Genomic DNA, 26,229 nt, shown 5'->3' with positions numbered 1-26,229 from the left:
GGTCGGCGGCTTCGAGCGATGCAAAGACGCAACAACTGCCATGTCGAGATGTCGGTTGAGTGATCGTGCAAAAGGCGCGACGCTCTGCGTCGGCGCGGCACGACAAGCGACATAATATAAGAAACGACAGGAGCGTCCAGGATGACGGAAACAGTTCAGGGCAAGCATATCGTGGTGACCGGTGGCACCGGGGCGCTGGGTGCCGCGGTCGTCGGCAAATTGCTGGCGGACGGCGCGATCTGCCATGTGCCCAATGCCCACGCGTCGGCCCCCACGCATTTCCCCTTCGCGGCCCATGATCGCGTCCGGCTGGCGCATAATGTCGATCTCGCCGATCCTGCCAAGGTCGATGCCTTCTATGACAGCGTTCCCGAATTGTGGGCCTCCATCCATCTGGCCGGCGGCTTTGCCATGGCCCCCGTCGAGAAAATCGAATCCGCATCCTTTGCCGAAATGATGGACACCAACGCCCGCACCGCCTTTCTGTGCTGCCGCGCGGCGGTGCGCTCCATGCTTGGCTCGGCCACTGCAGGCCGCATCGTCAATGTCACGGCGCGTGCTGGGCTCGACCCGCGCCGAGGCGCCGGCATGGTCGCCTATACCGCCAGCAAAGCGGCGGTGGCGGCGATGACCGTGGCGATGGCGGAAGAGCTGAAGCACAAAGGCATACTGGTCAACGCGGTGGCGCCCTCGACGCTCGATACGCCAGCCAACCGCGCCGACATGCCGGACGCCGATTTCGGCAGATGGGTCAGCCTCGAAGCCGCCGCCGAGGCAATCGCCTATCTGGCATCACCGGCCAATCTGGCAATGAGCGGAACGCTGGCGCCGCTCTACGGCCGCGCCTGAAGTTCCGCCGCGCAGAGCGGCTCATTTGGTTTGGCTTCCGATGGCGGCCTTTGCCGACCTCGCCTGATCTACAGCGGAGGTTGGCCATTCAATCATGGCGACCCGCCGACGCCTCCACGGCATTAGAAGGGCTGCGACTACGTCAGGTTCGAGACCCCCGCTTCCACGACCTCGACTGCGTCGCCGATGGCGATCGTGCCGGCGTTGTTGGGAATGGCATTCTGGCCGAAGATGATGCCGCCCTTGGCGGAGCGGTGGAGTTTGCCAAGCGTCTGCAACGGCTCGCGCGGGTCCGGCTGCTCGCCGCTCAACGGATCTCGGGTGGTGATGACGCAGCGCGAGCAGGGCTTTGCGATGCGCAACTCGACAGCGCCGATGCGGATCGTCTTCCAGCTGTCTTCGAGCCATGCGCCGTCTGCGTCGACGACGATGTTTGGCCGGAACCGCGCCATCTCGATGCGCCTGCCAAGATGGCTGTTCAGATGGTTCAGCGAGCCCGTCGTGGCGATCAGCAGCGGAAAACCGTCGGCAAAGCCGACGTAATCGCCAGGCTGGCCGAATTCCGCATCGACCGGCCGGTTTCGCGGATCGTCGAAATAGACGAGATCGACGGGCCGGCCAAGAATAGCCGAGAGATAGGCGCCGGCGGCCGGATCGCCCGGCCGCGCGGCAACCATATCCTTCCAGATCTTGACTTGCCGGAGCGCGGTGCCGGGAGCCGGTGCCTCGACGAAGTGCGAGCCATGCCTGTCATGTTTCAACAGGATGCCCGTTCCGCGATGCTCGACGTCGATCGTCGTCATATCAGGTATCTGGCGAATGGTGAGGAACTGCCCATCCTTGTCGATCACCATCCAACGGCGGTCGCCTTCCATGCCCATTGTCTCGATGTCGGCGCTCGGCACGGCATGGCCGCGCAGGCTCTTGACCGGATAGCGATAGAGTTCGACGACCTTCATCGCGCATGCTTCCCTGTTGCCCGAAGGGCCGGACTTCCGTGTTTACGTCTGCAACGACAGCCGAGCCTACAGCCGCGCATGCGGAATTGAAGGGGTTCCGCCGTCTTTGTCTTGTGCCAACCGCGTCGCCGAGCATGAAAAAACCCGCGAGCCTTGCGGCCCGCGGGTCTTCTTGTTCAAGCCGCGCGTGAGGCGCAGCCGAGGTTTACGCTTGCGCGAAGCGACTTACGCGCTGCGCGCGAAGCGGCTTAGCTGCCCTGCTTCTTCAGCGCGGCGCCAAGGATGTCGCCCAGCGAAGCGCCGGAGTCGGTCGAGCCGTACTGTGCGACGGCTTCCTTCTCTTCGGCGATTTCCAGCGCCTTGATCGAGACCTGCAGCTTGCGGGTCTTCTTGTCGAAGGCGATGACGCGGGCGTCCAGCTTCTGGCCGACCGAGAAGCGCTCGGGGCGCTGCTCGTCACGGTCACGGCTGAGGTCGTTGCGCTTGATGAAGGTCTCGATGCCGCTGTCGACCAGCCGCACTTCCAGACCGCCATCCTTGATGCCGGTGACTTCGCAGGTGACGACGGCGTTCTTGCGCAGTTCGCCTGAAGTCGCGGCTTCGCCGACCGTATCCTTGGCCAGCTGCTTGATGCCGAGCGAGATGCGCTCCTTGTCGATGTCGACGTCGAGCACCTGCGCCTTGACCATGTCGCCGCGATTGTACTCTTCAATGACCTGCTCGCCCGGACGGGTCCAGTCGAGGTCGGAGAGGTGCACCATGCCGTCCACGTCGCCTTCGAGGCCGATGAACAGGCCGAACTCGGTCTTGTTCTTGACCTCGCCCTCGACCTGGCTGCCGACCGGATGGCTCGCGGCAAAAGCCTGCCACGGGTTTTCCAGCGTCTGCTTGAGGCCGAGCGAGATGCGGCGCTTGGCCGGATCGACCTCGAGCACCACAACGTCGACTTCCTGCGTCGTCGACAGGATCTTGCCGGGGTGCACGTTCTTCTTGGTCCACGACATTTCCGAAACGTGGATGAGGCCTTCGATGCCCGGCTCCAGCTCGACGAACGCGCCGTAGTCGGTGATGTTGGTGACGGTACCCTTGATCTTCTTGCCGATCGGGAACTTGGTGCCGATCTCGGACCACGGATCGCTCTCGAGCTGCTTCATGCCGAGCGAGATGCGGTGGGTTTCCTGGTTGATGCGGATGATCTGCACCTTGACCGTCTGACCGATGTTGAGGATCTCGGTCGGGTGGTTGACGCGGCGCCATGCCATGTCGGTGACATGCAGCAGGCCATCGATGCCGCCGAGGTCGACGAACGCACCGTAATCGGTGATGTTCTTGACGACGCCTTCGACAACCTGGCCTTCTTCGAGGTTCTGCACGATTTCCGAACGCTGTTCGGCGCGGCTTTCCTCGAGCACGGTGCGGCGCGACACCACGATGTTGCCGCGGCGGCGATCCATCTTGAGGATCTCGAAGGGCTGCGGGTTGTGCATCAGCGGAGAGACATCGCGGATCGGGCGGATATCGACCTGGCTGCGCGGCAGGAAGGCCACGGCGCCGTCGAGGTCGACGGTGAAGCCGCCCTTGACCTGGTTGAAGATGACGCCTTCGACGCGCTCACCCTTGGTGAACTTCTCTTCGAGCTTGACCCAGCTCTCTTCGCGGCGGGCCTTGTCGCGCGACAGGACGGCTTCGCCCAGCGCGTTTTCGATGCGCTCGACCATGACCTCGACCGTGTCGCCGACCTTGAGCGTCGAGTCCTTGCCCTTGACGCCGAATTCCTTCAGCGGCACGCGGCCTTCGACCTTGAGGCCGACATCGATGATGGCCATGTCTTTTTCGATCGCCAGGATCGTGCCCTTGACGACCTGACCTTCGCCGGAGTGGCCGGCGGTAAATGATTCTTCGAGCAGGCTCGCGAAATCGTCGCGAGTGGGATTTGCAGCTGACATATTTTCTCCTGGAGTGCCCCGCATCTCTTGCGGGACGGGCGCCGTGGGTTAGCGTTGCGTTGGCCTGCCGGCGTTCCGGGCTACAAAAGCCCTGGGCCGCCTAAGCGGCAATTCCGGCGCATGAAGAATGCTGGCAGGCTGGTTCGTGCCCGATATGGGTATTTTCTTCGCTTCCGGCAATCGGTGGAGCGGGAAAACCCTGGATCAGGCTTTGTCTCTCTTGGCCAGGGCGTCGTCGATGATCGCTTTGGCCGCTAGAAACGCGGCCTCTATAGCCATTTCGGAGGTATCAAGCAAGTGCGCGTCCGCCGCCGGCTTCAGCGGCGAGTCGGCGCGGCCCATGTCGCGCTCGTCGCGGCGCACAATATCGGCAAGGATTTCGGCGAAATCGGCGGTGCCGCCGATGCTCTCGATCTCGGCCAGCCGGCGCTGCGCCCGCACTTCGGCGCTCGCCGTCACATAGAGCTTTATGTCGGCGTCAGGGCACACGACCGTGCCGATGTCGCGCCCGTCGAGCACCGCGCCTGGCGGTGTCCTGGCGAAATCGCGCTGCTTTTCGACCAGGATGCGCCGGACGGTAGGGTAAATCGCGACCTTCGAGGCCGCCTCGCCAACCGCATGCGCCGACAGCACCGCCCGGTCGAGCTGTGCCAGGTCGACCTGGCGCGCGGCGGTTTCGGCCGCCGAGACATTGTCGAGCGGCAGCGCATACTGAAGCAGCGCATAGGCAACGGCGCGGTAGGTGAGGCCGGTGTCGAGCAGGTTGAGGCGGTAGTGGTCGGCCAGACGTCGGGCCAGCGTGCCTTTGCCGGCGCCGGCGGGTCCGTCGATGGCTATGGTGAAGGTCATTGGCGGGCCAACACAATCGAAAGGCTCGATGAAAAAGACAGACGCCGCGATCCTTCGCGCCCCCCTCTGTCCTGCCGGACATCTCCCCCTCCAGGGGGGAGATCAGAAGCTTCTGCGCCCCACTCTTTCCTGCAATTTCGAAAACTGGCGAAAGCCGCTGTGACGGCCGATCTCCCCCCTTGAGGGGGAGATGTCCGGCAGGACAGAGGGGGGCGCTGTCCCGCCGACATCTCTGCTTGCTTTGCGCTTGGCATCAACCTACCCAATCTCCGCACCGAGCCCCGTCATCAGGCCCATGAACTCCGGGAAACTCGTCGCGATCATGGCGGCGTCGTCGATGGTTACCGGCTTTTCCGTTGCCAGCCCCATCACCAGGAAGCTCATGGCGATACGATGGTCGAGATGCGTCTGCACCGTCGTGTCCTGGCCATTGCGATGGCCGCCCAGCCCCTTGCCGCCGGGCTTTCCGCGCACCGCGAGCGAAGCTTCGCCTTCGGTGCAGTCGACGCCGTTGAGCTTCAGCCCATTGGCAACCGCTGCCAGTCGGTCGGATTCCTTCACCCGCAGCTCTTCCAGCCCCTGCATCAACGTCTCGCCCTCGGCGAAGCTCGCGGCAACCGCCAGCACCGGATATTCGTCGATCATCGACGGCGCCCGCTCGGGCGGCACGGTGACGCCCTTGAGCTCGGAGTAGCGCACGCGCAGATCGGCGACATCCTCGCCGCCGGCATTGCGCGGGTTCAAGATGTCGATCTGGCCGCCCATTTCCTGCAACGTTAGAAGCAGGCCGGTGCGGGTGGGGTTCATCAGCACGTTCTCGATGACGATGTCCGAACCCGGCACGATCAGTGCCGCGACCAGCGGGAAGCCGGCCGAGGAGGGGTCGCCGGGCACGGCGATGGTCTGCCCCGTCAATTTGCCCTGGCCCTCGATGAAGATGTGGCGCACGCCGCGCTCGTCGGTCTCGACCGAGAGATTGGCGCCAAATCCCCTAAGCATCTTTTCGGTATGATCGCGCGTCATCACCGGCTCGATCACGGTGGTGATGCCGGGCGTGTTGAGGCCTGCCAGCAGCACGGCCGACTTCACCTGCGCCGAGGCCATCGGCACGCGGTAGGTAATGGGTGCGGCATGTTTCGGCCCATGCAGCGTGATCGGCATGCGGTCGCCCGGCGTCGCCTTCAGCACCTGCACGCCCATCTGGCGCAAGGGTTCGAGCACGCGGCCCATCGGCCGTCCCGACAGCGATGCGTCGCCGATGAAGGTCGTTTCCATGTCGTAAGTGCCGACGAGGCCCATTGTGAGGCGGGAGCCGGTACCGGCATTGCCGAAATCGAGCGGGCCTTCCGGCTGCAGCAGCGCGCCATTGCCGGTGCCGCGGATCACCCACTCGGCGCCGCGCTTCTCGATATGCGCGCCCATCGCCTTCATGGCGGCCGCCGTGCGCATCACATCCTCGCCTTCGAGCAGGCCGGTGACGCGGGTTTCGCCGGAGGCAAGGCCGCCGAACATCATGGAACGGTGCGAAATCGACTTGTCGCCCGGCACGCGAGCGGTGCCGGAAAGGGCGGATGATTTGCGGGCGGTGGCCGGCTTGGCAGCGGCGGCGTGAGACATGGAATTTCCCTGGACGGAATGCCGGCGCACCGGCGCTTTTCATTTGTTGCGGCGGTCTCGTATCACGGCGGGCACGAATGGTCATCCCCATGGTCGTCGCTTGGCGCGAGGCCTTTCAGTGCTTGGTTTTGTGACGCCGGCTTTTCGCTTTGACAGCGCGGTAAACTGTGGTTAAGGGGACCACTCTTTTACTGACGAGGCTTGACGTGGCAAAAAACGAACTTGGCACAAAGCGTGTCGACCCTGAAACGGGCCGAAAATTCTACGACCTGAACAAGGACCCTATCGTCTCGCCCTATACGGGCAAGACGTATCCTCGTTCCTATTTCGAGGACGGCAAGATCGCCGCCCTCGAAGAGGAAGAGGAAGTGGCCGAGAAGGAAGTGGACGCCGAGGAAGAAGAAGGCGTTGAAGTCGTCTCGCTTGAAGAGGCCGACGAAGACGTCAAGGCCGGCGACGAGCTTCCCGACCTGGGCGACGACGAGGACGATGTCGATCTAGGCGACGATGAGGACGATACTTTCCTTGCCGACGAAGAGGAAGAAGACGACGATGTCGCCGACATGATCGGCGTCGGCGACGACGACGACGAAGTCTAAGAACGCTTCGAACGCATGCATTTAGCGGCGTTGACGGGCTATGACGAAAAAGCGGCCCTCGAAGGCTTGATCTTCAGGGAAGGCGGGGTTAGAAGCCGCCTGCACTAAACGGCGCGGTCCTGAAACCCGCGCCGGACCTCTCGCCGGCAACGGCGACGGCTGACTGCCGGAGTGGGGCCATAGCTCAGTTGGGAGAGCGCTTGAATGGCATTCAAGAGGTCGTCGGTTCGATCCCGATTGGCTCCACCAAACAGTCTGCAATGTTTCCATGCATTTAGCATCGCGGCTGGCTTAACGCTGTTACTGTGATTAGTTCCGGGGCACCGCAGTGTTTCACGTCGACGGATTCCACTGCGGGCACTTTGCCGACAGGTGTGGCTTCCTAGCTACATACAAAGTTGCAGGCATATTCTACTAGTTGCCTGACATTGTGCTGGGGATTCCGATGAAAGCCTTTCTTTTCGCTTCACTTATCGCGCTATCGGTGACCGCGCCGGCAATCGCCGCCGACACCATTACTGCTCCTGTGGACACCCCTGAATGGACCTGGCAAGGACCTTACGCTGGTATCTTCGGCGCGGGAACGCTGGAGCACTACAAGATCCATGAGCCGAACATTGGCGCCGGAGCTACCCACAGCCCCGGCTCGGCAACAATCGGCGGCTTTGCGGGCTATAACTTCCAGTCGGGCAAGATTGTCTACGGCGTCGAAGGCGAGCTTGGGTATCGCTTCAAGAAGAACACCTTCAACGACATTCCTGGCCCAGGCGTCCTCGACGCTTCCACCGGGTTGTTTGGCTCTGTAAAGGGTCGAGTCGGAATGGACATGGGAGCGTACATGCCGTTCGTCACGGCGGGGGTAACCGCCGCAAAGTTGAAGACGTTCTATCCAGGTGGTGACGCGGAGCGCGATGCCACCTTGGTAGGCGGCATCGTTGGAGCAGGTTTAGACGTCGCACTCACCCACAACGTGTTTTTGCGCGGAGAGTATGATTTCTCCTTCTTTGGCAAGAAATCGCTAGAATATTGCGGTGGCGGGTGCACACTCGAACACACGGTTCAGACGCACGACTTCCGCGTCGGCGTCGCGATGAAATTCTAGCTGTTAGCAGCACGAGCCTTGCTGAACTGGTCGCGTGTGCGACTTGCCGCAAAGGTCGACCTTAGCGGAATGGCGATCAGCGGTCTCGAGAACGGATTCAGGAAATCGCGTCCTCACGATATCGCGGCAGTCCGCAAAGCGTTTGAAGAGGCCGGAATCGTCTTCACCGTCGAAGGCACTCCCTCGCTAGCCCGCTCAGAAGGTGATAGCGGCCTCGCCACCGACAACAGACAGTGGCGCCGGCGGCAGAGAAAATAATAAGGGCGAAAAGCACGGGCGACCGATGAAGAACGTCCGGGTGCGACTGAACATCCTCGCTCCAAGGATGTTCTTGGGCCGCACGAAAAAGCCCGCCAGCTTGAGCTGGGGGCAATCGGTCTGGAGTAGCTGGAATGAGCCAGCATAGACGAACGAGCGGCGGGTTGGATGGTCCCTTTACCTGCCTGGCTTACCAGCCACCGCTCTCCAAGGCTCCCATAGACCTACGCCTGCTAAGTCGTCACGTCGAGCGCGTGAGTGGCCGTCACCTTGCCAACCTTGGCAATTGTCACGCAGATCGCCCGGACCAGGCTCGGTAGCGCAAGATAACACGAAATGCCGCCGGTGGCGCGAACGCGAAGGCCAAACCCGATCCGCTCGCTGTCGAATACAGAAGTCCGTGCCGTTCGGCTTCGTAGCGCCCACCACGCGCTTTGTGATTTTGACTGATTTGGCGCCTTCGGACATACTGTGGCACCGCTTGGAGGGTCGGGGCACCGCCAGGGCACCATAAAATAGACAACCCGGCGACACTCACGGAAGCACCGTAGCTGATTTGCGTTGAAACTAATAACTTCCCGGACACTGGCTGCAACGCACGGAAACAGAACGAAAGAAAGGCCCTATGAATGGCATTCAAGAGGTCGTCGGTTCGATCCCGATTGGCTCCACCAAACAGTCTCTTTCCGACGCTCGGTTTCGCGGCATTCATGCTTGTCGCCTGCCAGTCGGCGCCTGAACCATCATCGCCGCCGCCAGCGCCCGCACCTCAGCCCATGGCGCCTGCCGCGATCTCTGCTCCGGATGGTGCGGCGGTCCTCGATCCATCCGTGCGGGTCATGCCCCCGGGCGAAGGCGTCCCGGCCAAATATGTCGCGTTTTCCGGCATATGGGGCGGACAGCTGGACGGGATGTATGACGGCAAGCTCGCCGTGCTGACGATTACGCGCGGCGGCAATGTCACCGCCACCTATGCCTGGGGCAATGTCGGCGACAACAAACCGGGCGTGGCAGATGGCGAAGGCAAGATTTTCGGCAACACGCTGAAACTGCGGCGCCTTCCCAATGGCGCGGACGTCAGCGCGGTCATTCAGGCGGACGGAACGCTGGCCGTCACCTATGGGCTTGCCGACCGCACCTATACGGGCACGTTCACCAAGCAGTAATCGCGAGAGCGAGTGTCAGCCTACGGTTCGCGCCTGCCCCGATCAGTGCAGGCCGAATTCGCGCAGCAGTTCTTCGCGATAGCGCACGAAGCGGCTCTCGCTGCGCTCGCGCGGGCGTGGCAGGTCGATGTCGATCAACCGCGCCGCGCCGCCTTTCTCCTTGGGCAGGATCAGCACGCGGTCAGCCAGATAGATCGCCTCCTCCAGATCGTGGGTGACCATCACCATGGTGACGTTCTCTTCGCTCCAGATGCGCGCCAGTTCCTCCTGCATGCCGATCTTGGTCATGGCGTCCAGCGCCCCGAGCGGCTCGTCGAGCAGAAGGATTTCGGGCTGCACGGTGAGCGCCCGGGCGATGCCGACGCGCTGCGCCATGCCGCCGGAAAGCTGGCTCGGAAAAGCATCCGCGAATTCGGCAAGGCCGACCAGGGCGACGTAGAAGCGGGCGCGTTCCTCGGCCTGCCTCTTGGGAACACCGCGCACTTCGAGGCCGAACGCGACATTGCCGAGCACGCTCAGCCACGGCAGCAGCCGCGGCTCCTGGAAGATCACGGCACGCTCGGCGCCGACGCCATGCACCGGCTGGCCGTCGATCGCGACACCGCCGCTGTCGGCCGCCTCCAGCCCGGCCAGAATACGCAGCAGCGTGGTCTTGCCGGAGCCGCTGGCGCCGACAATGACCAGGCATTCCCCCGAACGAATGTCGAGGTTGAGCGTCCGCAGCACGGCAAGCTGGCGCCCGCCGAGGCTGAAGGATTTGGACAGGTCGCGGATCGAGACCTCCCCGCCGCGGTTGGAACCGGTCATCTCATCTCTCAGCTATTTCAGAGCTCAGTTGATCTTGGTTTCGCCGGGCCGGTACAGAATGTCGGCGGCTTTCAGCTTGCCCTTGGCCAGACGGCCGTCGCGCTCCAGCACGGCGACCCAGAAGTCGATGTCGCGGTCGGTCGCCTGCGCACCTTCGCGCAGACCAAAGCCGGTCCAGTAGCGGGCGAGATCGCCGTTTTCACCGCGCTTGTCGAGGATAGTGGCCAGCACCTTGCGGGCTTCGTCCGGGTTCTGGCGCGACCAGTCCGAGGCGCGCGCCGACTGTTCGACGAAGTTGCGCGCCGCATCCGGGTTGGCGGCAATGAAGTCGCGCCTGAGCACGACGAAGCCGCCGGCGAGTTCGCCGAGCACCTGCGTGTCGTCGAACACGCCGCGCACGCCGCCATTGGCGACCAGCGCGCCGGCAAAGGTCGCCTGCCAGTAGCCGAGGCCGGCAATGTCGACTTGGCGCGAGCGCAGCGTCTGCTCAAGCTGCGGGCCGGGCACGACAATGAGGTTGGCGGCGGTCGGCGGCAGGCCGACGCTGTGCAGGGCCTCACGCACCGTATAGTCGAGATGAGCGCCGAGCGTGTTGACCGAGATGGTCTTGCCGGCAATGTCGGCGATCGATTTGATCGGGCTGTCTTCCAGCACGTAGAAGACGCTCTTCACATCCTTGTTGATGCCGTTGCTCGGATACGCCGCGACGAAGTCGTTGCCGCCCGACATCGAGTTGATCACCGCCGCGGTGGCGGCCGAGCCGATGTCGACGCTGCCGGAAGACAGCGCAAACAGCGATTCCGGTCCACCCGAGGAATAGCCGACATTCTCCAGCTCGACGCCGAGCCCTTTGAAGTAGCCGAGCTCGTCGGCCAGCTCATGCGGGGAGATGCTGCCACGGCTGGCGAGGTAGCGGAACTTGACGGCTGCGGCTTGCGCAAAGGCCAGGCGCGGCAGGCCGGCGGCGATGAGGCCGGCGGCAAGCGGCGCGCCGGCAAGCAGCGAACGGCGGGTGATTTTCATGATCGGGTCCTTGTGAGGTAAACGGTGAGGGGCGGACTGCTCAGTTGACAGGATTGCTCCAGCGACAGAGCCGCCGCTGCAGGGTGACCAATGCCTGATTGGCGATCAGGCCAAGCCCGGCGAGGATGACGATTGCCGCAAACATCAGCGGGATCTGGAAATTGTACTGCGCGTTCATCACCTGGAAGCCGATGCCCTTGTTGGCACCGATCATCTCGGACGCGATCAGCAGCAGCAGCGCCGTGGTGGCGCTCAGCCGCAAGCCGACGAAGATCGACGGCACGGCGCCCGGCAGTACGACGCGGCGAAACACGGTGAGCCGGCTCGCACCATAGACGCGCGCCATTTCAAGCAGCTTGGGATCGACTTCCTTGACGCCGCTGGTGGTGTTGAGCAGCAGCGGAAACAGCGTCGCCCAGAAGATGACGAAGATCTTCGAGGTCTCGCCAAGTCCCAAGAGCAGGATGAACACCGGGTAGAGCGCCAGTGCAGAGGTCTGCCGGAACACCTGCAGGATCGGATCGAGCGCGGTTTCGACCGGGCGCACCTGGCCCATGAACAGGCCGAGCGGAATGGCGACGGCGACGGCTGCGGCAAAGGCGATGCCGGCGCGCTGCAGGCTGATGGCGATGTCGCCGAGCAGGCTGCCGCCGGCAAGCCCCTTCCAGAGCGCTTCGACGATCATGTCGATCGGCGGCAGCACCGCCGCGTTGACCCATCCGACGCTGCTCGCCACCTGCCAGAGCGCCAGGAAGCCGGCAAGCACGCCGTAGCGCTTCAGGAAGCGAAAAGCCGCCTTGCTACCGAGGTTCAGGAAGTCGGTGCCGAGCCCGGTTTCGCCACCACCGCGGCGAACCGTGATTTGCCGATCGATGTGCTGCAACGTCATTGCTTCACCCCTTCGATGCCAAGGTCATTCGGCGGCAAGGACGGTCGAGCGGGCGACGGTCCATGGATTTTCCGGGCGCCTGAGGCCGAGATTCTCGCGCAGCGTGCGGCCTTCGTAAGCCGTGCGGAACAGGCCGCGCCGCTGCAGCTCGGGAATGACCAGGTCGACGAAATCGTCGAGCGCGCCGGGCAGCCAGGGCGGCAGGATGTTGAAGCCGTCGGCCGCGTCGCTGGTGAACCATTCCTCCAGCTGATCGGCGACCTGCCTGACGCTGCCGACGATGGTGTAGTGGCCGCGCGCCGTCGCTACCCATTGGTAAAGCTGGCGGATGCTGAAATTGTGCTCGTCGGCAATCTGCCGGATCAGCGCCTGGCGGCTCTTCATGCCTTCGGTTTCCTTGCTCGGCGGCAACGGGCCGTCGAGCGGATAGCCCCTGATGTCGAGCGTCTGGCCGGCAAGACCGTTGAGGAGCGCAACACCGTCCTCGGGCAGGATAAGGTCGTTGAGCTGTTGGTATTTGGCGCGGGCCTCGTCCTCGGTGCGGCCGACGAAGGGCGCGACGCCCGGCATGATCAGCACCTGGTCGGGATCGCGGCCGACTTCAGCCACGCGCGCCTTGATGTCGCGGTAGAATTCCTGCGCCGTCTCGAGCTTCTGATGGGCCGTGAAGATGACCTCGGCCGAGTGCGCGGCAAGCCCACGGCCGTCTTCCGACTGCCCCGCTTGTACGACAACCGGATGTCCTTGCACCGGGCGCGGCACGTTGAGCGGACCCTTGACGCTGAAATGCTCGCCCTTGTGGTCGATGTCGTGCAATCTGTCCTTGTCGTAGAAACGGCCCGACTGCTTGTCGCGGATGAAGGCGTCATCCTCCCAGCTGTCCCACAGCGCCTTGACCGTCTCGACATGCTCATGCGCCCTGGCATAGCGCTCGGCATGGCTGGGCTGGACGTCGCGGTTGAAATTGCGTGCCGTTTCGTCGCCGGCCGAGGTCACCACGTTCCAGCCGGCGCGGCCGTTCGACAACAGGTCGAGCGAAGCGAATTTGCGCGCCAGCGTGTAAGGCTCCTCATAGGTGGTGGACGCCGTTGCGATGAAGCCGAGATGCGTCGTCAGCGGCGCCAGCGCCGCAAACAGCGTCACCGGCTCGAAGCCGGCGATCTTGGCGTTGCCGCCCTCGCGGGCGCCGAGGCCGACGGTCAGGTTGTCGGCCAGGAAATAGGCGTCGAACAGGCCGCGCTCGGCGGTCAGCGCCAGTTGCTTGTGGAACTCGAAATTGGTGGCGCCGTCGGCCGGCGCATCGGGATGACGCCAGGCGGCAATATGCTGTCCGCCGCCGGGCAGGAAGGCGCCGAGCTTGATCTGCCGCGGTTTGCTATCGGACTTGCTGGCTCGAGTCATTTGCAGGCGTCCTTCTGGTCTATGCGGGATGGAATATTGCGTCGCGGATCGTTGGTTTTCAGGCGGCAAGGACGACGCTGTAGGGCACGCCGGCCACCCGGCATGCCTCAGCGACCGCCTGCCGGGCTCGCGCCTTGACTGCCTCTGACACCAGCACGCCATCTGCAAAGTCCTTGTCCGAGGCGTAGATCGCGGTCGGCAGGGTCTGCGCCTCGAAGAAGCCGAACAACGGCCGCAACTGGTGTTCGACGACAAGCGAATGACGCTCGCCGCCGCCTGTTGCCGCCAGGATGATCGGCTTGCCGCGCAGCGACGACGGGTCGAGCAGGTCGAAGAAGTGCTTGAACAGCCCGGTGTAGCTGCCCTTGAAGGTCGGGGAGCCGACCACCAGCACGTCGGCGCCGAGCAGCTGCTCGATAATACCGCGCGCCGCCGGATCGAGATCGCCAAGCTGTCTTGCAGGCGCAAAGGACGGGCCGAGATCCTCGATGTCGAAAACGCTCAAAGCCGAGCCGGCCCGGCTCGCCACCTCACCGGCGATGTGGCTGACGAATGCCTTCGTCTTGGACGGACGGGTCAGGTTGCCGGACCACCCCACCACCAGCTTTTTTGACATCCGAGGCTCCTTCTCGCAAACGCACTATCCGCATTAAGCCTACCGATTTTGTAGAATTAAATGAGCGAGAAGATTTCAAAACCGGGCTCTGAAGCGAATGGAGTTTGCGGTACATCGCCTTTGGTTGGTTCATTTGGCCCCAAAAGCGCCGCGGCAGATGCTGACGCGGTCGCGAAAGGCATCGCCGGGGACCATGGCCTTGGTCCTTTGCGCACTGATGGGTATCGTCGCGAAACCGTCAAGGGCCGGCGGCATTGACACTGCGTTGTGTGAGTGTCGATTGAACCCGATCGCGTGGGCGATGAAGTAGGCAACTGCAATCAAAGAACAGGATGCGCGCATGAAAAAGATCGGCTTTCTTTCCTTCGGCCATTGGTCGCCCTCGTCGCAATCGCAGACGCGCTCGGCGTCCGACGCGCTGCTGCAGTCGATCGACCTGGCCGTCGCCGCCGAGGAGCTGGGCGCGGACGGCGCCTATTTCCGCGTCCATCATTTTGCCCGCCAGCTCGCTTCGCCGTTTCCGCTTCTGGCCGCGGTCGGCGCCCGCACCAGCCGCATCGAGATCGGCACCGCCGTCATCGACATGCGCTATGAGAATCCGCTGTATATGGCCGAGGATGCGGGTGCTGCCGACCTGATCGCCGGTGGCCGGCTGCAGCTTGGCATCAGCCGCGGTTCGCCGGAGCAGGTGATCGACGGCTGGCGCTACTTCGGCTACGTGCCGCAGGACGGCAAAAGCGATGCCGACATGGCGCGCAATCATGCCGAGGTTTTCCTGAATGTGCTGCGCGGCGGAGGTTTCGCGCAACCCAATCCGCGGCCGATGTTCCCCAATCCTCCGGGAATGCTGCGGCTCGAGCCGTTCTCGGCCGGCCTGCGCGACCGGATCTGGTGGGGCGCCGCTACCAACGCGACCGCCGAATGGGCGGGCAAGCTCGGCATGAACCTGCAAAGTTCGACGCTGAAGTTCGATGAGGGCGGCCAGCCGCTCCACATCCAGCAGGCCGAACAGATCCGCGCCTATCGCGCGGCGTGGAAGGCGGCCGACCACACACGCGAGCCGCGCGTGTCGGTCAGCCGCAGCATCTTTGCGCTGGTGAACGACCGCGACCGCGCTTATTTCGGCGGCGGCAGCAGCGAAGATCATTTCGGCTATATCGAGCCTGAGAAGCTTGCCGTCTTCGGCCGCTCCTATGCCGCGGAGCCCGATGTGCTGATCGATCAGCTGAAAGAGGACGAAGCGATCGCCGAGGCCGACACGCTGCTTCTGACCGTCCCCAACCAGCTTGGCGTCGAGTACAACGCCCACGTCATCGAGGCGATCCTGAAGCACGTCGCGCCGGCTCTGGGCTGGCGCTGACAAGAGGCGCCAGCCGCCCGGCAAACAAAGAGATAGACCGTTTCGCCGGCAAACGGTGAAACGCTCTAAGGGAAGAGGCGGCTAGGCATCCGCCTTGAAGGTCTGCTTCTGCTGGCCTAGCCCCTCGATGCCCAGTTCCACCACATCGCCGGGCTTCAGGAACACGGGCGGCTTCATGCCCAGCCCAACGCCGGGCGGGGTGCCGGTGGAGATGATGTCGCCAGGATGCAGCGACATGAACTGGCTGAGATAGGAAACGAGATAGGCGACGCCGTAGACCATGGTCCTGGTCGAGCCGTTCTGCATCGTCTTGCCGTTGACCGTCAGCCACATTTTGAGGTTCTGCGGATCGGCAACCTCGTCCTTGGTGACAAGCCACGGGCCGGTCGGACCAAACGTGTCGCAGCTCTTGCCCTTGGTCCACTGGCCCTGGCGCTCGGCCTGGAAGGCTCGCTCGGACACGTCATGGGCAACGGCATAGCCGGCGACATAATCCAGCGCCTCGGCTTCGCTGACATATTTGGCTTTTCTGCCGATGACCACGGCGAGTTCAACCTCCCAGTCGGTCTTTTCCGAACCGCGCGGGATCAGCACGTCGTCGTCGGGACCGACAATGGCCGAGCTTGCCTTCATGAAGATGATCGGCTCCGGCGGCACGGTGGCGCCGGTTTCGGCGGCATGGTCGGAATAATTCAGGCCGATGCAGATGAACTTGCCGGTGCCGGCGACGCAGGCGCCGAGGCGCGGCTTGCCGGAAACCGCCGGCAGCGAGTTCGGATCGAGCTTCGACAATGTCTCGAGCGACGCCGGATCGAGCGCCTTGCCGGCAATGTCGGCGACATGACCCGAAAGATCGCGGATCGTTCCATCCGCATCGAGCAGGCCGGGGCGTTCGCTCCCTATCTCGCCATAGCGCAGCAGTTTCATCTTGCTCTCCAAATTGCGGCCCAAGGCCGTTTTCAAAACTCGCTCCGCCAAGCGATGACTGGGCGGACTCTGGCTATCGGACCCGACCTGGGGCAAGCCGGACTTTAGAACTGTTCGAGCCTGGACCTGCGGATCGAGGCTATTGCTCAGATCGACCAGCCGCCGTCGATATTATAGGCCTGGCCTGAGGTGTACGTGGCGCCGGCGAGGTAGACGGCAAGGTCGGCGATTTCCTCGGGCGTGCCGAGACGGCCCATCGGCTGGCGGGCAATGAAGGCCGCGCGGGCCGCCTCGTAATCGCCCTGCGCATGCATGCGGTCCTGCAGCGACGGGCTCTCGACGGTGCCGGGGCAGATGGCGTTGCAGCGAATGCCCTTGGCGACATAGTCCGCGGCAATCGCCTTGGTGAGACCGATCACGGCCGCCTTGGAGACGCCATAGGCGAAGCGGTTGGGCACGCCCTTGCCGGCGCCGGCGACGGACGACATGTTGATGATCGAGCCATCGCCGCGCTCCAGCATGCCGGGCAGTACGGCCCGAATGGTGCGGATCATGGCGCGGACATTGAGGTTGAAGGCGAAATCGAGATCGGCGTCCTTCATCTCGAGGATGGACCCCGAATGGACGAAGCCGGCGCAGTTGAACAGCACGTCGACGCGGCCGATTTCGGCGAAGCCGGATGCCACCGCATCGTCGTTGAGAACGTCGAGCTTGCGGGTCTTGATGCCGGAGGTCTTGGCGAGTTCGGCCAGCAGCGCCTCGTTGATGTCGGTGGCGTGCACGACGGCACCTGCCTTGGCGAAGGCCAATGCGCTCGCTCTGCCGATGCCTTGCGCCGCCGCCGTGACGACAACGACCTTGCCTGCCAGATCCGCCATGCGTTTCTCCTCGCCCTCTTTGGCCACTTCTCGGCCCGATTTACTGCCGGCTAACCGGGGCGTCCTGTGCCACACAGGCGCGACTATGCGGCCTGCACAATCCATCAGTCCATAAACAACAAATGTTTTTTCTGGTTAAAGAACACATGTCCGGGCGTCAAGCCCGAACGCGATCACCTTCGCGACGGCTGATGTAATGCACATCGCTTGCTCTGATGCAACAACATGTATGACAACCGGACAACGAGTCACGCTGCCATGGTTCACTCAAGCACAGCGCGCTTCAGGCGGCATTAGTCGCCGTATGGCACCCAGACGTTCTTCACTTCGACGGCGCGGCGCAGCAGGGCATCGCCGGCGGCCTCGTCGGACGCCCAGTCGAGGCTGCGGCCGTTGCCGGTCCAGACGCGCTTGAGATTGCCGACGGAATCGGCCTCCGCCTTGGCGCAAGTGTCGGCATCGGCAAACAGCCAGAGCCCGTCGACATCGTCATGCTTGGCCAGCACGCCGGCAAGCTCCGCCGTGCGGCCGGTGACGATGTTGATGGCGCCTGCCGGAACGTCGGAATATTCGATCACCTGGTAGAGATCGGTGGCGAGCAGCGGGTATTTTTCCGACGGCACGGCCACCACCGTGTTGCCCATGGCAAGCGCAGGTGCGATCAGGGAGATCAAGCCGAGCAGCGGCGCGCTGTCCGGGGCGACGATGCCGACGACGCCGACCGGCTCGTGCAAAGCGAGCGTGACGGCGCGGGCCGGTGGCTGATGCACCCTGCCCTCATACTTGTCGGCAAGGCCGGCATAGAGGAACAGGCGCTCGATCGATTGTTCCACTTCCTCCCGCGCGGCCTTGGCGTTGGCGCCGGTCAGTTCGGTCAAGCGTGCGGTAAACTCGCCGGCACGGCCGGACAGATTTTCGGCGAGATAATATAGCACCTGGGAGCGATTGTAGGCGGTCGCCTCCGGCCAGGCCTTGCAGGCGCGGGCGGCGGCAACGGCGTCGCGGATGTCCTTGCGGCTGCCGAGACCGACTTCGCCGGCGAGCTTGCCCTTGGCAGTGGCTATCGCCAGCGAATAATTGCCGTCGGGCCGCACCTGCTTGCCGCCGATGAACAGCTTTGCGGTACGATCGATGGCGCCGCCATCCGATTGCTCGACCGGCTGCGCCGAAGCCGCCGTCGGCTTGATCACCGGGCCGAGCGGCAGCTTTGCCGAGAGATACTCGAACATGCCCTCGCGCCCGCCCTCGCGGCCAAAGCCGCTTTCGCGATAGCCGCCGAAGCCGCAGGCGGCGTCGAACATGTTGGTGCCGTTGACCCAGACGACGCCGGCCTTCAGCTGCGGCGCGACATGCAGCGTGAGGTTGATGTTTTCGCTCCACACCGAGGCGGCCAGCCCATAGCGCGTGTTGTTGGCGAGTTCGACCGCTTCCTCGGTGTTGCGGAAGGTCATGGTGGCCAGAACCGGGCCGAACACCTCTTCCTGCGCCAATATATTTGCCGGCGAAACACCGGTGGCGAGCGTCGGCAGGTGGTAGTAGCCGGAAGACGGCAGCACCGCGTCGGGCTGCCAGCAGACGGCGCCCTGTCTGGCGCCTTCTGCGACCAGGCCCTTGACGCGGTCGAGCTGTGTGGCGTCGACCAGCGGTCCGATATCGGTGTTCTTGTCGAGCGGGCTGCCGACGCGAAGCCGGCTCATCCTGACCTTGACCTTTGCGATCAACGCGTCGGCAATGCCTTCCTGCACCAGAAGCCGCGAGCCTGCGCAGCAGACCTGGCCCTGGTTGAACCAGATGCCGTCGACCAGTCCTTCGACGGCGCTGTCGAGATCGGCGTCCTCGAAGACGATGAAGGCCGATTTGCCGCCAAGCTCCAATGACAGCTTCTTGCCCGATCCAGCCGTGGCTTTCCTGATGATCTTGCCGACCTCCGAAGAGCCGGTGAAGGCGATCTTCTGGATGCCGGGATGGTTGACGATGGCGACGCCCGCTTCCGGCCCGCCCTGGACGATGTTGACGACGCCCTTGGGCACGCCGGCACGCTCGCAGATCTCGGCAAACAGGATGGCGGTGAGCGGCGTGAACTCGGCCGGCTTCAGCACCACCGTGCAGCCGGCGGCGAGCGCCGGCGCAATCTTCCAGGCCAGCATCAGCAGCGGGAAATTCCATGGGATGATCTGGCCGACGACGCCGACACCCTTGTGGCCTGGGAAATCCTTGTCCAGCGCCTGCGCCCAGCCGGCATGATGGATGAAATGGCGGATGGCCAGCGGCACGTCGATGTCGCGGCTTTCGCGGATCGGCTTGCCGTTGTCGATTGACTCAAGCACTGCGAACAGGCGCTGATGACGCTGCATCGCGCGGCCAATGGCGTAAAGCACTTTTGCGCGCTGGTAGCCCGAGGATGCCGACCATTTCGGCAACGCCCTGGTGGCTGCGGCGACGGCTGCGTCGATATCGGCGGCGCCGGCATCGGAGATCTTGGCCAGCAGCTTGCCGGATGAGGGTTCGCTGGTCTCGAAGGTCTTGCCGCCGCCTGCTGCCTTCCAGCCGCCGTCGATGAACAGCGCCTTGCCGAAATCGCGTCCGGCAAGCCAGGCATCGGCCTCGGTGCGGGCTTCCGGCGCCGGGCCGTATTCCATGGCGTGATAGCGTTCGAGAATGTTCATGACGCGCTCCAGATAATCGTCTTGGCAGGCGCTCTGTGGCGCCCCCCTCTGTCCTGCCGGACATCTCCCCCACAAGGAGGGAGATTAGCCTTCGCGCCTGTCGGCTCTGAAACGTCGACAATTGGCGAAATCGCCGACGTTAGCCAATCTCCCCCCAAGTGGGGGAGATGTCCGGCAGGACAGAGGGAGGCGCGAAGGAACACGACGTTCAAGGCCTTCATCCGCCTCACGCCATTGCGTGGCGGTGATTGGCCGAATAATGCCCGGTCAGATGATGCTCGAGCTGGCGCTCGATGTCGGTGAGCAGGCTCGAGGCGCCGAAGCGGAACAGGTCTGGCTCCAGCCAGGGCCGGCCGAGCTCCTCCTTCATCAGCACCAGCCAGTCGAGCGAGGCCTTGGCGGTAGAGATGCCGCCGGCCGGCTTGAAGCCGATGAGAAAGCCGGTCTCCTCGAAATAGGCTCGGATGGCGCGCACCATGGCAAGGCCGACGGGCAGCGTGGCGTTGACGCTTTCCTTGCCGGTCGAGGTCTTGATGAAATCGGCGCCGGCCATCATCGCCACCATCGAGGCTAGCATGACATTTCGCAGCGTGGCGAGGTCGCCGGTGCCGAGAATGACCTTGAGATGCGCATCGCCGCAGGCTTCGCGCATCGAGACGATCTCGTTGTAGAGCTCCTGCCACTTGGCGCCGAAGACCAGGCCGCGCGGGATGACGACGTCGATCTCGTCCGCGCCGTCGCGCACCGATGCCTCGATCTCCTGCAGGCGGGTCGACAGCGGCGCAAGGCCGTGCGGGAAAGCGGTGGAGACGGCGGCGACATGGATGCCGGTGCCGCGCACGGCATCAACAGCCGTCGCGACGAATGGATGATAGACGCAGACCGCCGCCGGGCGGATTTTTTCGCCCTCGATGCCAAGCCCCTCGACGATGTCGCGGCGGAACGGGTTGATCGCCTTGGCGCACAGGCGGCGCACGCGCTCTTCGGTGTCGTTGGAATTCAGCGTCGTCAAATCCATGCAGGAGACGGCGCGCAGCAGCCATGCCGCCTGGTTGTCGGCCTTGATCGAACGACGCTTGGTCAGGCTGGCGACGCGGCGCTCCAGCGCCGAGCGATTGACCGAGCGCACCGATTCCATGAAGCCGAGATCGAGCCGCATGCCGGTGTTGCGGGCGATGCCATGCGATTGCGGAACGGGCGTGTTGGCTGCGGCACGCGCCGGCAGCGGCGTGACCTTGGACGCGCCGAGATCGGCTTCGCGGATTGTGCTGCTCATCTCCTGCCCTTTCGCTCGACGATTTTACGTCGTGGTGCGTGTCGTTGCTCCCGGACCGCACGGCGGCTTTAGGCGACGCACACCGAAGATAGCCCGTGAAGCATCGCTTCACGAGTCCTTCAAGCGGTCATAGCGGAAAAAGGCGGCGAAAGCAGCTGAATTTTGACCGCATGGTCAAAATTCCAATCGAGAAGCAGGCGCCGAGGCGCCTGCTGATGTCAGCCGACGAAAGCGCGCTCGACGACGAAGGTCGAGGGATGGCTGAGCGAGCCCTCATGGAAGCCGAGGCCTTCGGCCATTTCCTTGACGTCCTTCAGCATATGCATCGAGCCGCAGATCATGATGCGGTCCGTCTCCGGATTGAGCTTCTCGATGCCGAGGTCGGCGTAGAACTTGCCCGAGCCGATCAGCGCCGTGATGCGGCCCATGCGCGCCGATTCTTCGCGGGTCGTCGAATTGTAGAGGGTGACGCGGCCGCCGGTCAGTTCGCCGATCAGGGGATCGTTCTCGAGCGCGGCCACCAGTTCCTGGCCATAGGTCAGTTCGGCATTGTCGCGGCAGGTGTGGGTCAGGATGACCTGATCGAATTTTTCGTAGGTATCGGGGTCGCGCAGAAGGCTGGCGAAGGGCGCGATGCCGGTGCCGGTCGAGATCATGAACAGGCGCTTTGCCGGGGTCAGCGCGTCGACAACCAGCGTGCCGGTCGACTTCTGGCGCATGATGACGGTGTCGCCGACCTGGATCTTCTGCAGTTCGGAGGTCAGCGGACCATCCGGCACCTTGATCGAGAAGAATTCCAGCTCTTCGTCCCAGGCCGGGCTGGCGACCGAATAGGCGCGGTACACCGGCTTTTCGGCATTGGGCAGCCCGATCATGACGAACTCGCCGGAGCGGAAGCGCAGCGACTGCGGACGGGTGATGCGGAACGAGAACAGGCGGTCGGTGTAATGCTTCACCGAGACGACGGTTTCGGCATAGACATTGGCCGGAATCGGAAACTGCAGCGGACGGGCGCCGGCTGTGTTGAGTGCGGATGTGGTGTTCATCAATCCAACTCTGTCTTGCCCACGCCTGTGCGGGCGCCAAACCGTTTCCTGCGCGCCCAGACCATTCAGGTCCCGGCGAGCCGTTCACACACTCCAAAGCAGTGAGCTCTTGTGTCCCAAATTTATTAGTATACAAACGATATTTGTGTCAAGATACCACGCTAAAACAGCTTTCCAAACTGCGGCATATTCGTAGTTCCGCCATTTCGGATTTCGACAATGAAAGAGAATTTTTCGGTGAAGCAGCCGGATTCCGCAGGCGACGTCGTTGCCGGCATCGATGTTGGCGGAACCTTCACCGACCTCATTTTGATCGACGGAAATGACGGCGGAAAGGTGCATATCGCCAAGACGCCGACGACGGTCGACAACCAGGCGTTCGGCGTGGTTTCAGCGCTGGGCGCCACAGGCTTTGCCATAGACGGCATCGACCTCATCGTGCATGGCACGACCACCACCACCAATGCGGTGCTGGAACGCAGGCTGGCGAAAACCGGCATGATCACCACGCGCGGTTTTCGCGACGTGATCGAGCTTGGCCGCCGCACACGGCCGCAGCCCTACGGCATGACCGGAAGCTTCGTTCCGATCATCCCGCGCGATCTCCGGCTCGAAGTGTCGGAGCGCGTCGAGGCGTCGGGCGCGGTGCGCACGCCGCTCGACGAGGCCGAGATGCGCGACGCCGTGAAGACGCTGATCGGGGCCGGCTGCGAGTCCCTGGTCATCCATTTCCTGCATTCCTACGCCAACCCTTCGCATGAGCGGCGCGCGGCCGAAATCGCCGCCGAGCTTTGGCCGAACGGCTACATCACGACTGGCCATGCGCTGCTGTCGGAAGCCCGCGAATTCGAGCGCGGCGTGACCGCCGCGGTGAACGCCTCGGTGCAGCCGATCCTCGAGCGTTATGTCGAGCGGCTGCGCAAGGAATTGGCTGCCAAGGGCTATGCCCGCGACTTCCTGATCATGAACGGCAATGGCGGCATGATCTCGGCCCGCTTCGTCACGCGCGAGTCGGCCAAGACCGTGATGTCAGGCCCGGCTTCGGGTGTCATCGCGGCCGCCTATACGGGCAAGCGCGCCGGCTTTGAAAACCTCGTCACCTACGACATGGGCGGCACCTCGACCGATGTGGCGCTGATCCGCAACGCCGAGCCGGCGGTCTCCAACGAGATCGAGATCGAATATGCGATGCCGATCCATGTGCCGATGGTGGCGGTGCATACGGTCGGCGCCGGCGGCGGCTCGATCGCGCGCGTTGATGCGGCCGGCCTGATCCAGATCGGCCCGGAAAGTGCCGGCGCCAATCCCGGTCCGATCTGCTACGGCCGCGGCGGCTTGGAGCCGACCATCACCGATGCCAATCTGGTGCTGGGACGGCTGGCGCCGAAAAAACTGCTGGCGGTCGAAAATCCGGTCACCGTCGAGCGCGTCACCGGGATCTTCGAAGACAGAATAGGCAAGGCCGCCGGCCTCTCCGGCGTCGAGGCGGCGGGTGCAATCCTGCGGCTCGGCAACATGAAAATGGCCGGCGCCATCCGCATGGTCTCGGTGTCGCGCGGCCATGATCCGCGTGATTTCGCGCTGTTCGCCTTCGGCGGCGCCGGGCCGCTGCATGCAACCGCGCTGGCGCGCGAACTCGGCCTGCCCCGCGTGCTGGTGCCGGCCCGTCCGGGCATCACCAACGCGCTCGGCTGCGTCGTGGCCGATCTGCGCCATGACTTCGTCAACACCATCAACCAGCCGGTCGCCGTGCTTGATGAAGCCCGGCTTCGCGAGGTGCTGGAACGTCACCGCGGGGAAGGCGAGGAACTGATCGGCAAGGAAGCGGTGAAGCCGGAAACGATCCGCGTTACGCACTCTGCCGACATGCAGTTCGTCGGCCAGACCCACATCATCAACGTGGCGCTGCCGTCTTCATCGGTGACAAGGCAGGAGTTGCAGGCGCTGTTCGAAAAAGCCTATTTCGCCCGCTTCAAGGTCGAGTTGCCGGAGATCCGCGCCAATCTGGTCAACCTCAACACGTCGGTGACGGGCGTGCGGCCGGCAATCGACCTGTCACGGCTGATCGACCCGGCCGGACGTACAAAGACGCTAGACGAGGCGCTGCGCGAGACAAGGCCGGTCTGGTATGCCGGACGCTGGCACGATACGCCGATATACGCACGCGAAAAATTGCCGCTCGATGCCGTTATCCAAGGGCCGGCGATCCTCGAACAGATGGACGCCACCACCGTGCTCGAACCCGGCGACCGCGCAAGATCGGACGCCGACGGCAACATCATCATCGATATCGGCGAGGCCTGAGATGCAAAAGCTCGACGCCATCACGCTTTCGGTCCTGCAGGCAGCCTTGCAGCAGGTCTGCGACGAGATGGATCTCACTTTCTCCCGCGCTGCCTTCTCGCCTGTCATCGCCGAGGCCAATGACCGCTCCGACGGCATCTACTCGGCCGTCGATGGTTCGTTGATCGCACAAGGCAGCCAGGGCCTGCCGGTGTTCGTCGGCGTCATGCAGTATTCGACCAAAACGGTGATCGAGATGATCGCCGACGGCCGCTGCCTGCCGCCGGAACCCGGCGACATCTACATCGTCAACGATCCCTATCTCGGCGGCACGCATCTGATGGACGTGCGCTTCGCCATGCCGGTCTACCGCGGCGGCAAGATATTTTGCTGGCTATCGAATACCGGCCACTGGCCCGATATCGGTGGCTCGGTGCCGGGCGGCTTCTCCGCCTCCGCCACAGCCGTCGAGCAGGAAGGCCTGCGGCTGCCGCCGGTCAAGCTGTTCAAGAAGGGCGTGCTGGACACGGAAATCTACGCCATCATCTGCTCCAACATCCGGGTCGCCGACCAGCGCATCGGCGATATAAGGGCGCAGGCCGCGGCACTGCTGATCGGTCAGGACCGGCTCAATGGAATCCTCGATCGTTACGGCAACGAAACTGTTGTCGAGGCGATCGCCGAACTGCGTCGCCGCGCCGCCGAGCAGATGCGCGCCAACATCTCCGCCATTCCCGATGGCACATACAGTTCGAAGGCCTTTGTCGACTCGGACGGCGTGGTCAACGAGCCGCTGACCATCGCGCTCGCCGTCGACAAGCAGGGCGACACGCTGACCTTCGACTTTACCGGCTCGTCAAAACCATGCGCGGGGCCCATGAACAGCGTGCTGGCGACGACCTTGTCGTCGGTCTATCTAGCCATGCGCCATATTTTCCCTGATGTGCCGATCAGCGCCGGCGCTTTCGAGCCGCTGATCGTCAAGCGGCCGGAAGGCACGTTCCTCGACGCCAAATACCCCCGTCCCGTCTCCGGCTGTGCGGCTGAAGTCTCGCAGCGCATCGCCGAGGCGGTGTTCGCGGCGATGGTGCAGGCGCTGCCGGAAAAGGTGACGGCCGCGCCCGCCGGCTCCAGCGGCAATTTCGCGCTCGGCGGCAACGATCCGGCCCGCGGCCGCGACTATGTGATGTATCAGATCTCCGGCGGCGGCTATGGCGGCAATTCCGGCCATGACGGCCTGACCAATGGCTGCTCGACCATCGGCATTTCGAAATCGCCGCCGGTCGAGATCATGGAGCAGGCCTTTCCGGTTCTCTACCGCCACTATGCCTTGCGCGAAGGCTCCGGCGGCGCCGGCAAGCAGCGCGGCGGTTTTGGCCTCGCCTATGAGGTCGAGATATTGCGAGGAGAGGCGCGCGCGTCCTTCGTCATGGACCATGGCCGTTTCGGCCCGCAAGGCGCGCTCGGCGGCAAGGACGGCGCGGTGAACACGGTGACCGTGTTCCGCGACGGCGAGGCACATGTGCCGCCGCATCTGTCCAAGGAACAGGACATCGCGCTCAAGGCCGGCGACCGCGTGAGGGTCGGCACGCCCGGGGGCGGCGGCTATGGTGATCCGCGTGAGCGCGACCCGAAACTGGTCGCCGAAGACATCAGGCTTGGTTACTACACCGTTGAACAAGCCAAAGAGCTGTTCGGAACCTGACAGCCGA

General features: G+C 63.8%; 21 protein-coding genes and 1 tRNA gene. 8 read left to right on the top strand and 14 right to left on the bottom strand.

Annotated elements, in window-relative coordinates:
- The first annotated feature begins 141 nt into the window (after positions 1-141).
- The gene (locus X750_RS162050) at positions 142-849 is read left to right on the top strand and encodes an SDR family NAD(P)-dependent oxidoreductase (RefSeq protein ID WP_023739672.1); all 708 of its coding nucleotides are present in this window, start codon (positions 142-144) and stop codon (positions 847-849) included.
- 137 nt (positions 850-986) lie between these two features.
- Here the strand turns inward: X750_RS162050 and X750_RS162055 are convergent, their stop codons facing one another.
- The 4 genes from X750_RS162055 to aroA form a co-directional block, all read right to left on the bottom strand.
- Positions 987-1,808, bottom strand: a complete 822-nt coding sequence (locus X750_RS162055) for an MOSC N-terminal beta barrel domain-containing protein (protein WP_023746537.1) — start codon at positions 1,806-1,808, stop codon at positions 987-989.
- Between the two features lie 248 nt (positions 1,809-2,056).
- On the bottom strand, positions 2,057-3,754 hold the full coding sequence (gene rpsA, locus X750_RS162060; protein ID WP_023703671.1) for a 30S ribosomal protein S1: 1,698 nt from the start codon (positions 3,752-3,754) through the stop codon (positions 2,057-2,059).
- Between the two features lie 204 nt (positions 3,755-3,958).
- A complete protein-coding gene (gene cmk, locus X750_RS162065) occupies positions 3,959-4,603 on the bottom strand; it encodes a (d)CMP kinase (RefSeq protein WP_023746536.1) in 645 nt (214 codons plus the stop codon).
- Between the two features lie 258 nt (positions 4,604-4,861).
- Complete coding sequence (aroA, locus tag X750_RS162070; protein ID WP_023746535.1) at positions 4,862-6,220, bottom strand: 3-phosphoshikimate 1-carboxyvinyltransferase; 1,359 nt, start codon at positions 6,218-6,220, stop codon at positions 4,862-4,864.
- Positions 6,221-6,426: 206 nt separating this feature from the next.
- On the opposite strand from aroA, the gene X750_RS162075 reads away from it, so the two are divergent.
- The 4 genes from X750_RS162075 to X750_RS0132090 all read left to right on the top strand — a co-directional run bounded on the left by X750_RS162075 (position 6,427) and on the right by X750_RS0132090 (position 9,345).
- A complete protein-coding gene (locus X750_RS162075) occupies positions 6,427-6,819 on the top strand; it encodes a TIGR02300 family protein (RefSeq protein ID WP_023683538.1) in 393 nt (130 codons plus the stop codon).
- A 173-nt stretch (positions 6,820-6,992) separates the two neighbouring features.
- A tRNA-Ala gene (locus tag X750_RS162080) sits at positions 6,993-7,068 on the top strand.
- A 196-nt stretch (positions 7,069-7,264) separates the two neighbouring features.
- Positions 7,265-7,921 carry an outer membrane protein gene (locus tag X750_RS162085; RefSeq protein WP_023688264.1) on the top strand — a complete coding sequence of 219 codons (657 nt, stop codon included), beginning with the start codon at positions 7,265-7,267 and terminating at the stop codon, positions 7,919-7,921.
- A gap of 1,088 nt (positions 7,922-9,009) precedes the next feature.
- Positions 9,010-9,345 carry a hypothetical protein gene (locus tag X750_RS0132090; protein WP_245261929.1) on the top strand — a complete coding sequence of 112 codons (336 nt, stop codon included), beginning with the start codon at positions 9,010-9,012 and terminating at the stop codon, positions 9,343-9,345.
- Between the two features lie 42 nt (positions 9,346-9,387).
- On the opposite strand, the gene X750_RS162090 is transcribed toward X750_RS0132090, so the two are convergent.
- The 5 genes from X750_RS162090 to msuE are packed head-to-tail and all read right to left on the bottom strand — an operon-like array spanning position 9,388 to position 14,081.
- Entirely contained in the window at positions 9,388-10,152 is a 765-nt protein-coding gene (locus X750_RS162090; RefSeq protein WP_023683542.1) for an ABC transporter ATP-binding protein, read from the bottom strand.
- A 24-nt stretch (positions 10,153-10,176) separates the two neighbouring features.
- Positions 10,177-11,175, bottom strand: a complete 999-nt coding sequence (locus X750_RS162095) for an ABC transporter substrate-binding protein (RefSeq protein ID WP_023746533.1) — start codon at positions 11,173-11,175, stop codon at positions 10,177-10,179.
- Positions 11,176-11,215: 40 nt separating this feature from the next.
- Entirely contained in the window at positions 11,216-12,064 is an 849-nt protein-coding gene (locus X750_RS162100; protein ID WP_023746532.1) for an ABC transporter permease, read from the bottom strand.
- A 24-nt stretch (positions 12,065-12,088) separates the two neighbouring features.
- Positions 12,089-13,465: an LLM class flavin-dependent oxidoreductase gene (locus tag X750_RS162105; RefSeq protein WP_023746531.1), complete on the bottom strand. Its 1,377-nt coding sequence runs from the start codon at positions 13,463-13,465 to the stop codon at positions 12,089-12,091.
- Positions 13,466-13,523: 58 nt separating this feature from the next.
- Positions 13,524-14,081 carry an FMN reductase gene (gene msuE, locus X750_RS162110; protein ID WP_023671307.1) on the bottom strand — a complete coding sequence of 186 codons (558 nt, stop codon included), beginning with the start codon at positions 14,079-14,081 and terminating at the stop codon, positions 13,524-13,526.
- A gap of 340 nt (positions 14,082-14,421) precedes the next feature.
- On the opposite strand from msuE, the gene X750_RS162115 reads away from it, so the two are divergent.
- Positions 14,422-15,441 carry an LLM class flavin-dependent oxidoreductase gene (locus tag X750_RS162115; protein WP_023746529.1) on the top strand — a complete coding sequence of 340 codons (1,020 nt, stop codon included), beginning with the start codon at positions 14,422-14,424 and terminating at the stop codon, positions 15,439-15,441.
- A gap of 81 nt (positions 15,442-15,522) precedes the next feature.
- Here the strand turns inward: X750_RS162115 and X750_RS162120 are convergent, their stop codons facing one another.
- The 5 genes from X750_RS162120 to X750_RS162140 all read right to left on the bottom strand — a co-directional run bounded on the left by X750_RS162120 (position 15,523) and on the right by X750_RS162140 (position 22,234).
- Complete coding sequence (locus X750_RS162120) at positions 15,523-16,368, bottom strand: fumarylacetoacetate hydrolase family protein (RefSeq protein WP_023746528.1); 846 nt, start codon at positions 16,366-16,368, stop codon at positions 15,523-15,525.
- A gap of 146 nt (positions 16,369-16,514) precedes the next feature.
- Positions 16,515-17,246 carry an SDR family oxidoreductase gene (locus X750_RS162125; RefSeq protein WP_023746527.1) on the bottom strand — a complete coding sequence of 244 codons (732 nt, stop codon included), beginning with the start codon at positions 17,244-17,246 and terminating at the stop codon, positions 16,515-16,517.
- 293 nt (positions 17,247-17,539) lie between these two features.
- Entirely contained in the window at positions 17,540-19,912 is a 2,373-nt protein-coding gene (locus X750_RS162130; protein ID WP_023746526.1) for an aldehyde dehydrogenase family protein, read from the bottom strand.
- Positions 19,913-20,138: 226 nt separating this feature from the next.
- Positions 20,139-21,188 carry a deoxyribose-phosphate aldolase gene (gene deoC, locus X750_RS162135; RefSeq protein WP_023703681.1) on the bottom strand — a complete coding sequence of 350 codons (1,050 nt, stop codon included), beginning with the start codon at positions 21,186-21,188 and terminating at the stop codon, positions 20,139-20,141.
- Positions 21,189-21,406: 218 nt separating this feature from the next.
- Positions 21,407-22,234: a ferredoxin--NADP reductase gene (locus X750_RS162140; protein ID WP_023700427.1), complete on the bottom strand. Its 828-nt coding sequence runs from the start codon at positions 22,232-22,234 to the stop codon at positions 21,407-21,409.
- 219 nt (positions 22,235-22,453) lie between these two features.
- Between X750_RS162140 and X750_RS162145 the strand changes: the two genes are divergently transcribed.
- Complete coding sequence (locus tag X750_RS162145) at positions 22,454-24,538, top strand: hydantoinase/oxoprolinase family protein (protein ID WP_023746525.1); 2,085 nt, start codon at positions 22,454-22,456, stop codon at positions 24,536-24,538.
- A gap of 1 nt (position 24,539) precedes the next feature.
- Complete coding sequence (locus X750_RS162150; RefSeq protein ID WP_023746524.1) at positions 24,540-26,222, top strand: hydantoinase B/oxoprolinase family protein; 1,683 nt, start codon at positions 24,540-24,542, stop codon at positions 26,220-26,222.
- Positions 26,223-26,229: the final 7 nt, after the last annotated feature.

Origin of the sequence: Mesorhizobium sp. LNJC391B00, from assembly GCF_000502535.1 — a bacterium.
In the GTDB taxonomy this organism is placed as follows: Bacteria; Pseudomonadota; Alphaproteobacteria; order Rhizobiales; family Rhizobiaceae; genus Mesorhizobium.
Note: the sequence above shows the minus strand (reverse complement) of the source record. Positions and strands in the feature narration are given on the sequence as shown.

Bases quoted from the DNA above. Each gene is read 5' to 3' on its own strand.
- X750_RS162050 (WP_023739672.1), top strand. From the start codon at position 142: ATGACGGAAACAGTTCAGGGCAAGCATATCGTGGTGACCGGTGGCACC.
- X750_RS162055 (WP_023746537.1), bottom strand. From the start codon at position 1,808: ATGAAGGTCGTCGAACTCTATCGCTATCCGGTCAAGAGCCTGCGCGGC.
- rpsA (WP_023703671.1), bottom strand. From the start codon at position 3,754: ATGTCAGCTGCAAATCCCACTCGCGACGATTTCGCGAGCCTGCTCGAA.
- cmk (WP_023746536.1), bottom strand. From the start codon at position 4,603: ATGACCTTCACCATAGCCATCGACGGACCCGCCGGCGCCGGCAAAGGC.
- aroA (WP_023746535.1), bottom strand. From the start codon at position 6,220: ATGTCTCACGCCGCCGCTGCCAAGCCGGCCACCGCCCGCAAATCATCC.
- X750_RS162085 (WP_023688264.1), top strand. From the start codon at position 7,265: ATGAAAGCCTTTCTTTTCGCTTCACTTATCGCGCTATCGGTGACCGCG.
- X750_RS162090 (WP_023683542.1), bottom strand. From the start codon at position 10,152: ATGACCGGTTCCAACCGCGGCGGGGAGGTCTCGATCCGCGACCTGTCC.
- X750_RS162095 (WP_023746533.1), bottom strand. From the start codon at position 11,175: ATGAAAATCACCCGCCGTTCGCTGCTTGCCGGCGCGCCGCTTGCCGCC.
- X750_RS162100 (WP_023746532.1), bottom strand. From the start codon at position 12,064: ATGACGTTGCAGCACATCGATCGGCAAATCACGGTTCGCCGCGGTGGT.
- X750_RS162105 (WP_023746531.1), bottom strand. From the start codon at position 13,465: ATGACTCGAGCCAGCAAGTCCGATAGCAAACCGCGGCAGATCAAGCTC.
- msuE (WP_023671307.1), bottom strand. From the start codon at position 14,081: ATGTCAAAAAAGCTGGTGGTGGGGTGGTCCGGCAACCTGACCCGTCCG.
- X750_RS162115 (WP_023746529.1), top strand. From the start codon at position 14,422: ATGAAAAAGATCGGCTTTCTTTCCTTCGGCCATTGGTCGCCCTCGTCG.
- X750_RS162120 (WP_023746528.1), bottom strand. From the start codon at position 16,368: ATGAAACTGCTGCGCTATGGCGAGATAGGGAGCGAACGCCCCGGCCTG.
- X750_RS162125 (WP_023746527.1), bottom strand. From the start codon at position 17,246: ATGGCGGATCTGGCAGGCAAGGTCGTTGTCGTCACGGCGGCGGCGCAA.
- X750_RS162130 (WP_023746526.1), bottom strand. From the start codon at position 19,912: ATGAACATTCTCGAACGCTATCACGCCATGGAATACGGCCCGGCGCCG.
- deoC (WP_023703681.1), bottom strand. From the start codon at position 21,188: ATGAGCAGCACAATCCGCGAAGCCGATCTCGGCGCGTCCAAGGTCACG.
- X750_RS162140 (WP_023700427.1), bottom strand. From the start codon at position 22,234: ATGAACACCACATCCGCACTCAACACAGCCGGCGCCCGTCCGCTGCAG.
- X750_RS162145 (WP_023746525.1), top strand. From the start codon at position 22,454: ATGAAAGAGAATTTTTCGGTGAAGCAGCCGGATTCCGCAGGCGACGTC.
- X750_RS162150 (WP_023746524.1), top strand. From the start codon at position 24,540: ATGCAAAAGCTCGACGCCATCACGCTTTCGGTCCTGCAGGCAGCCTTG.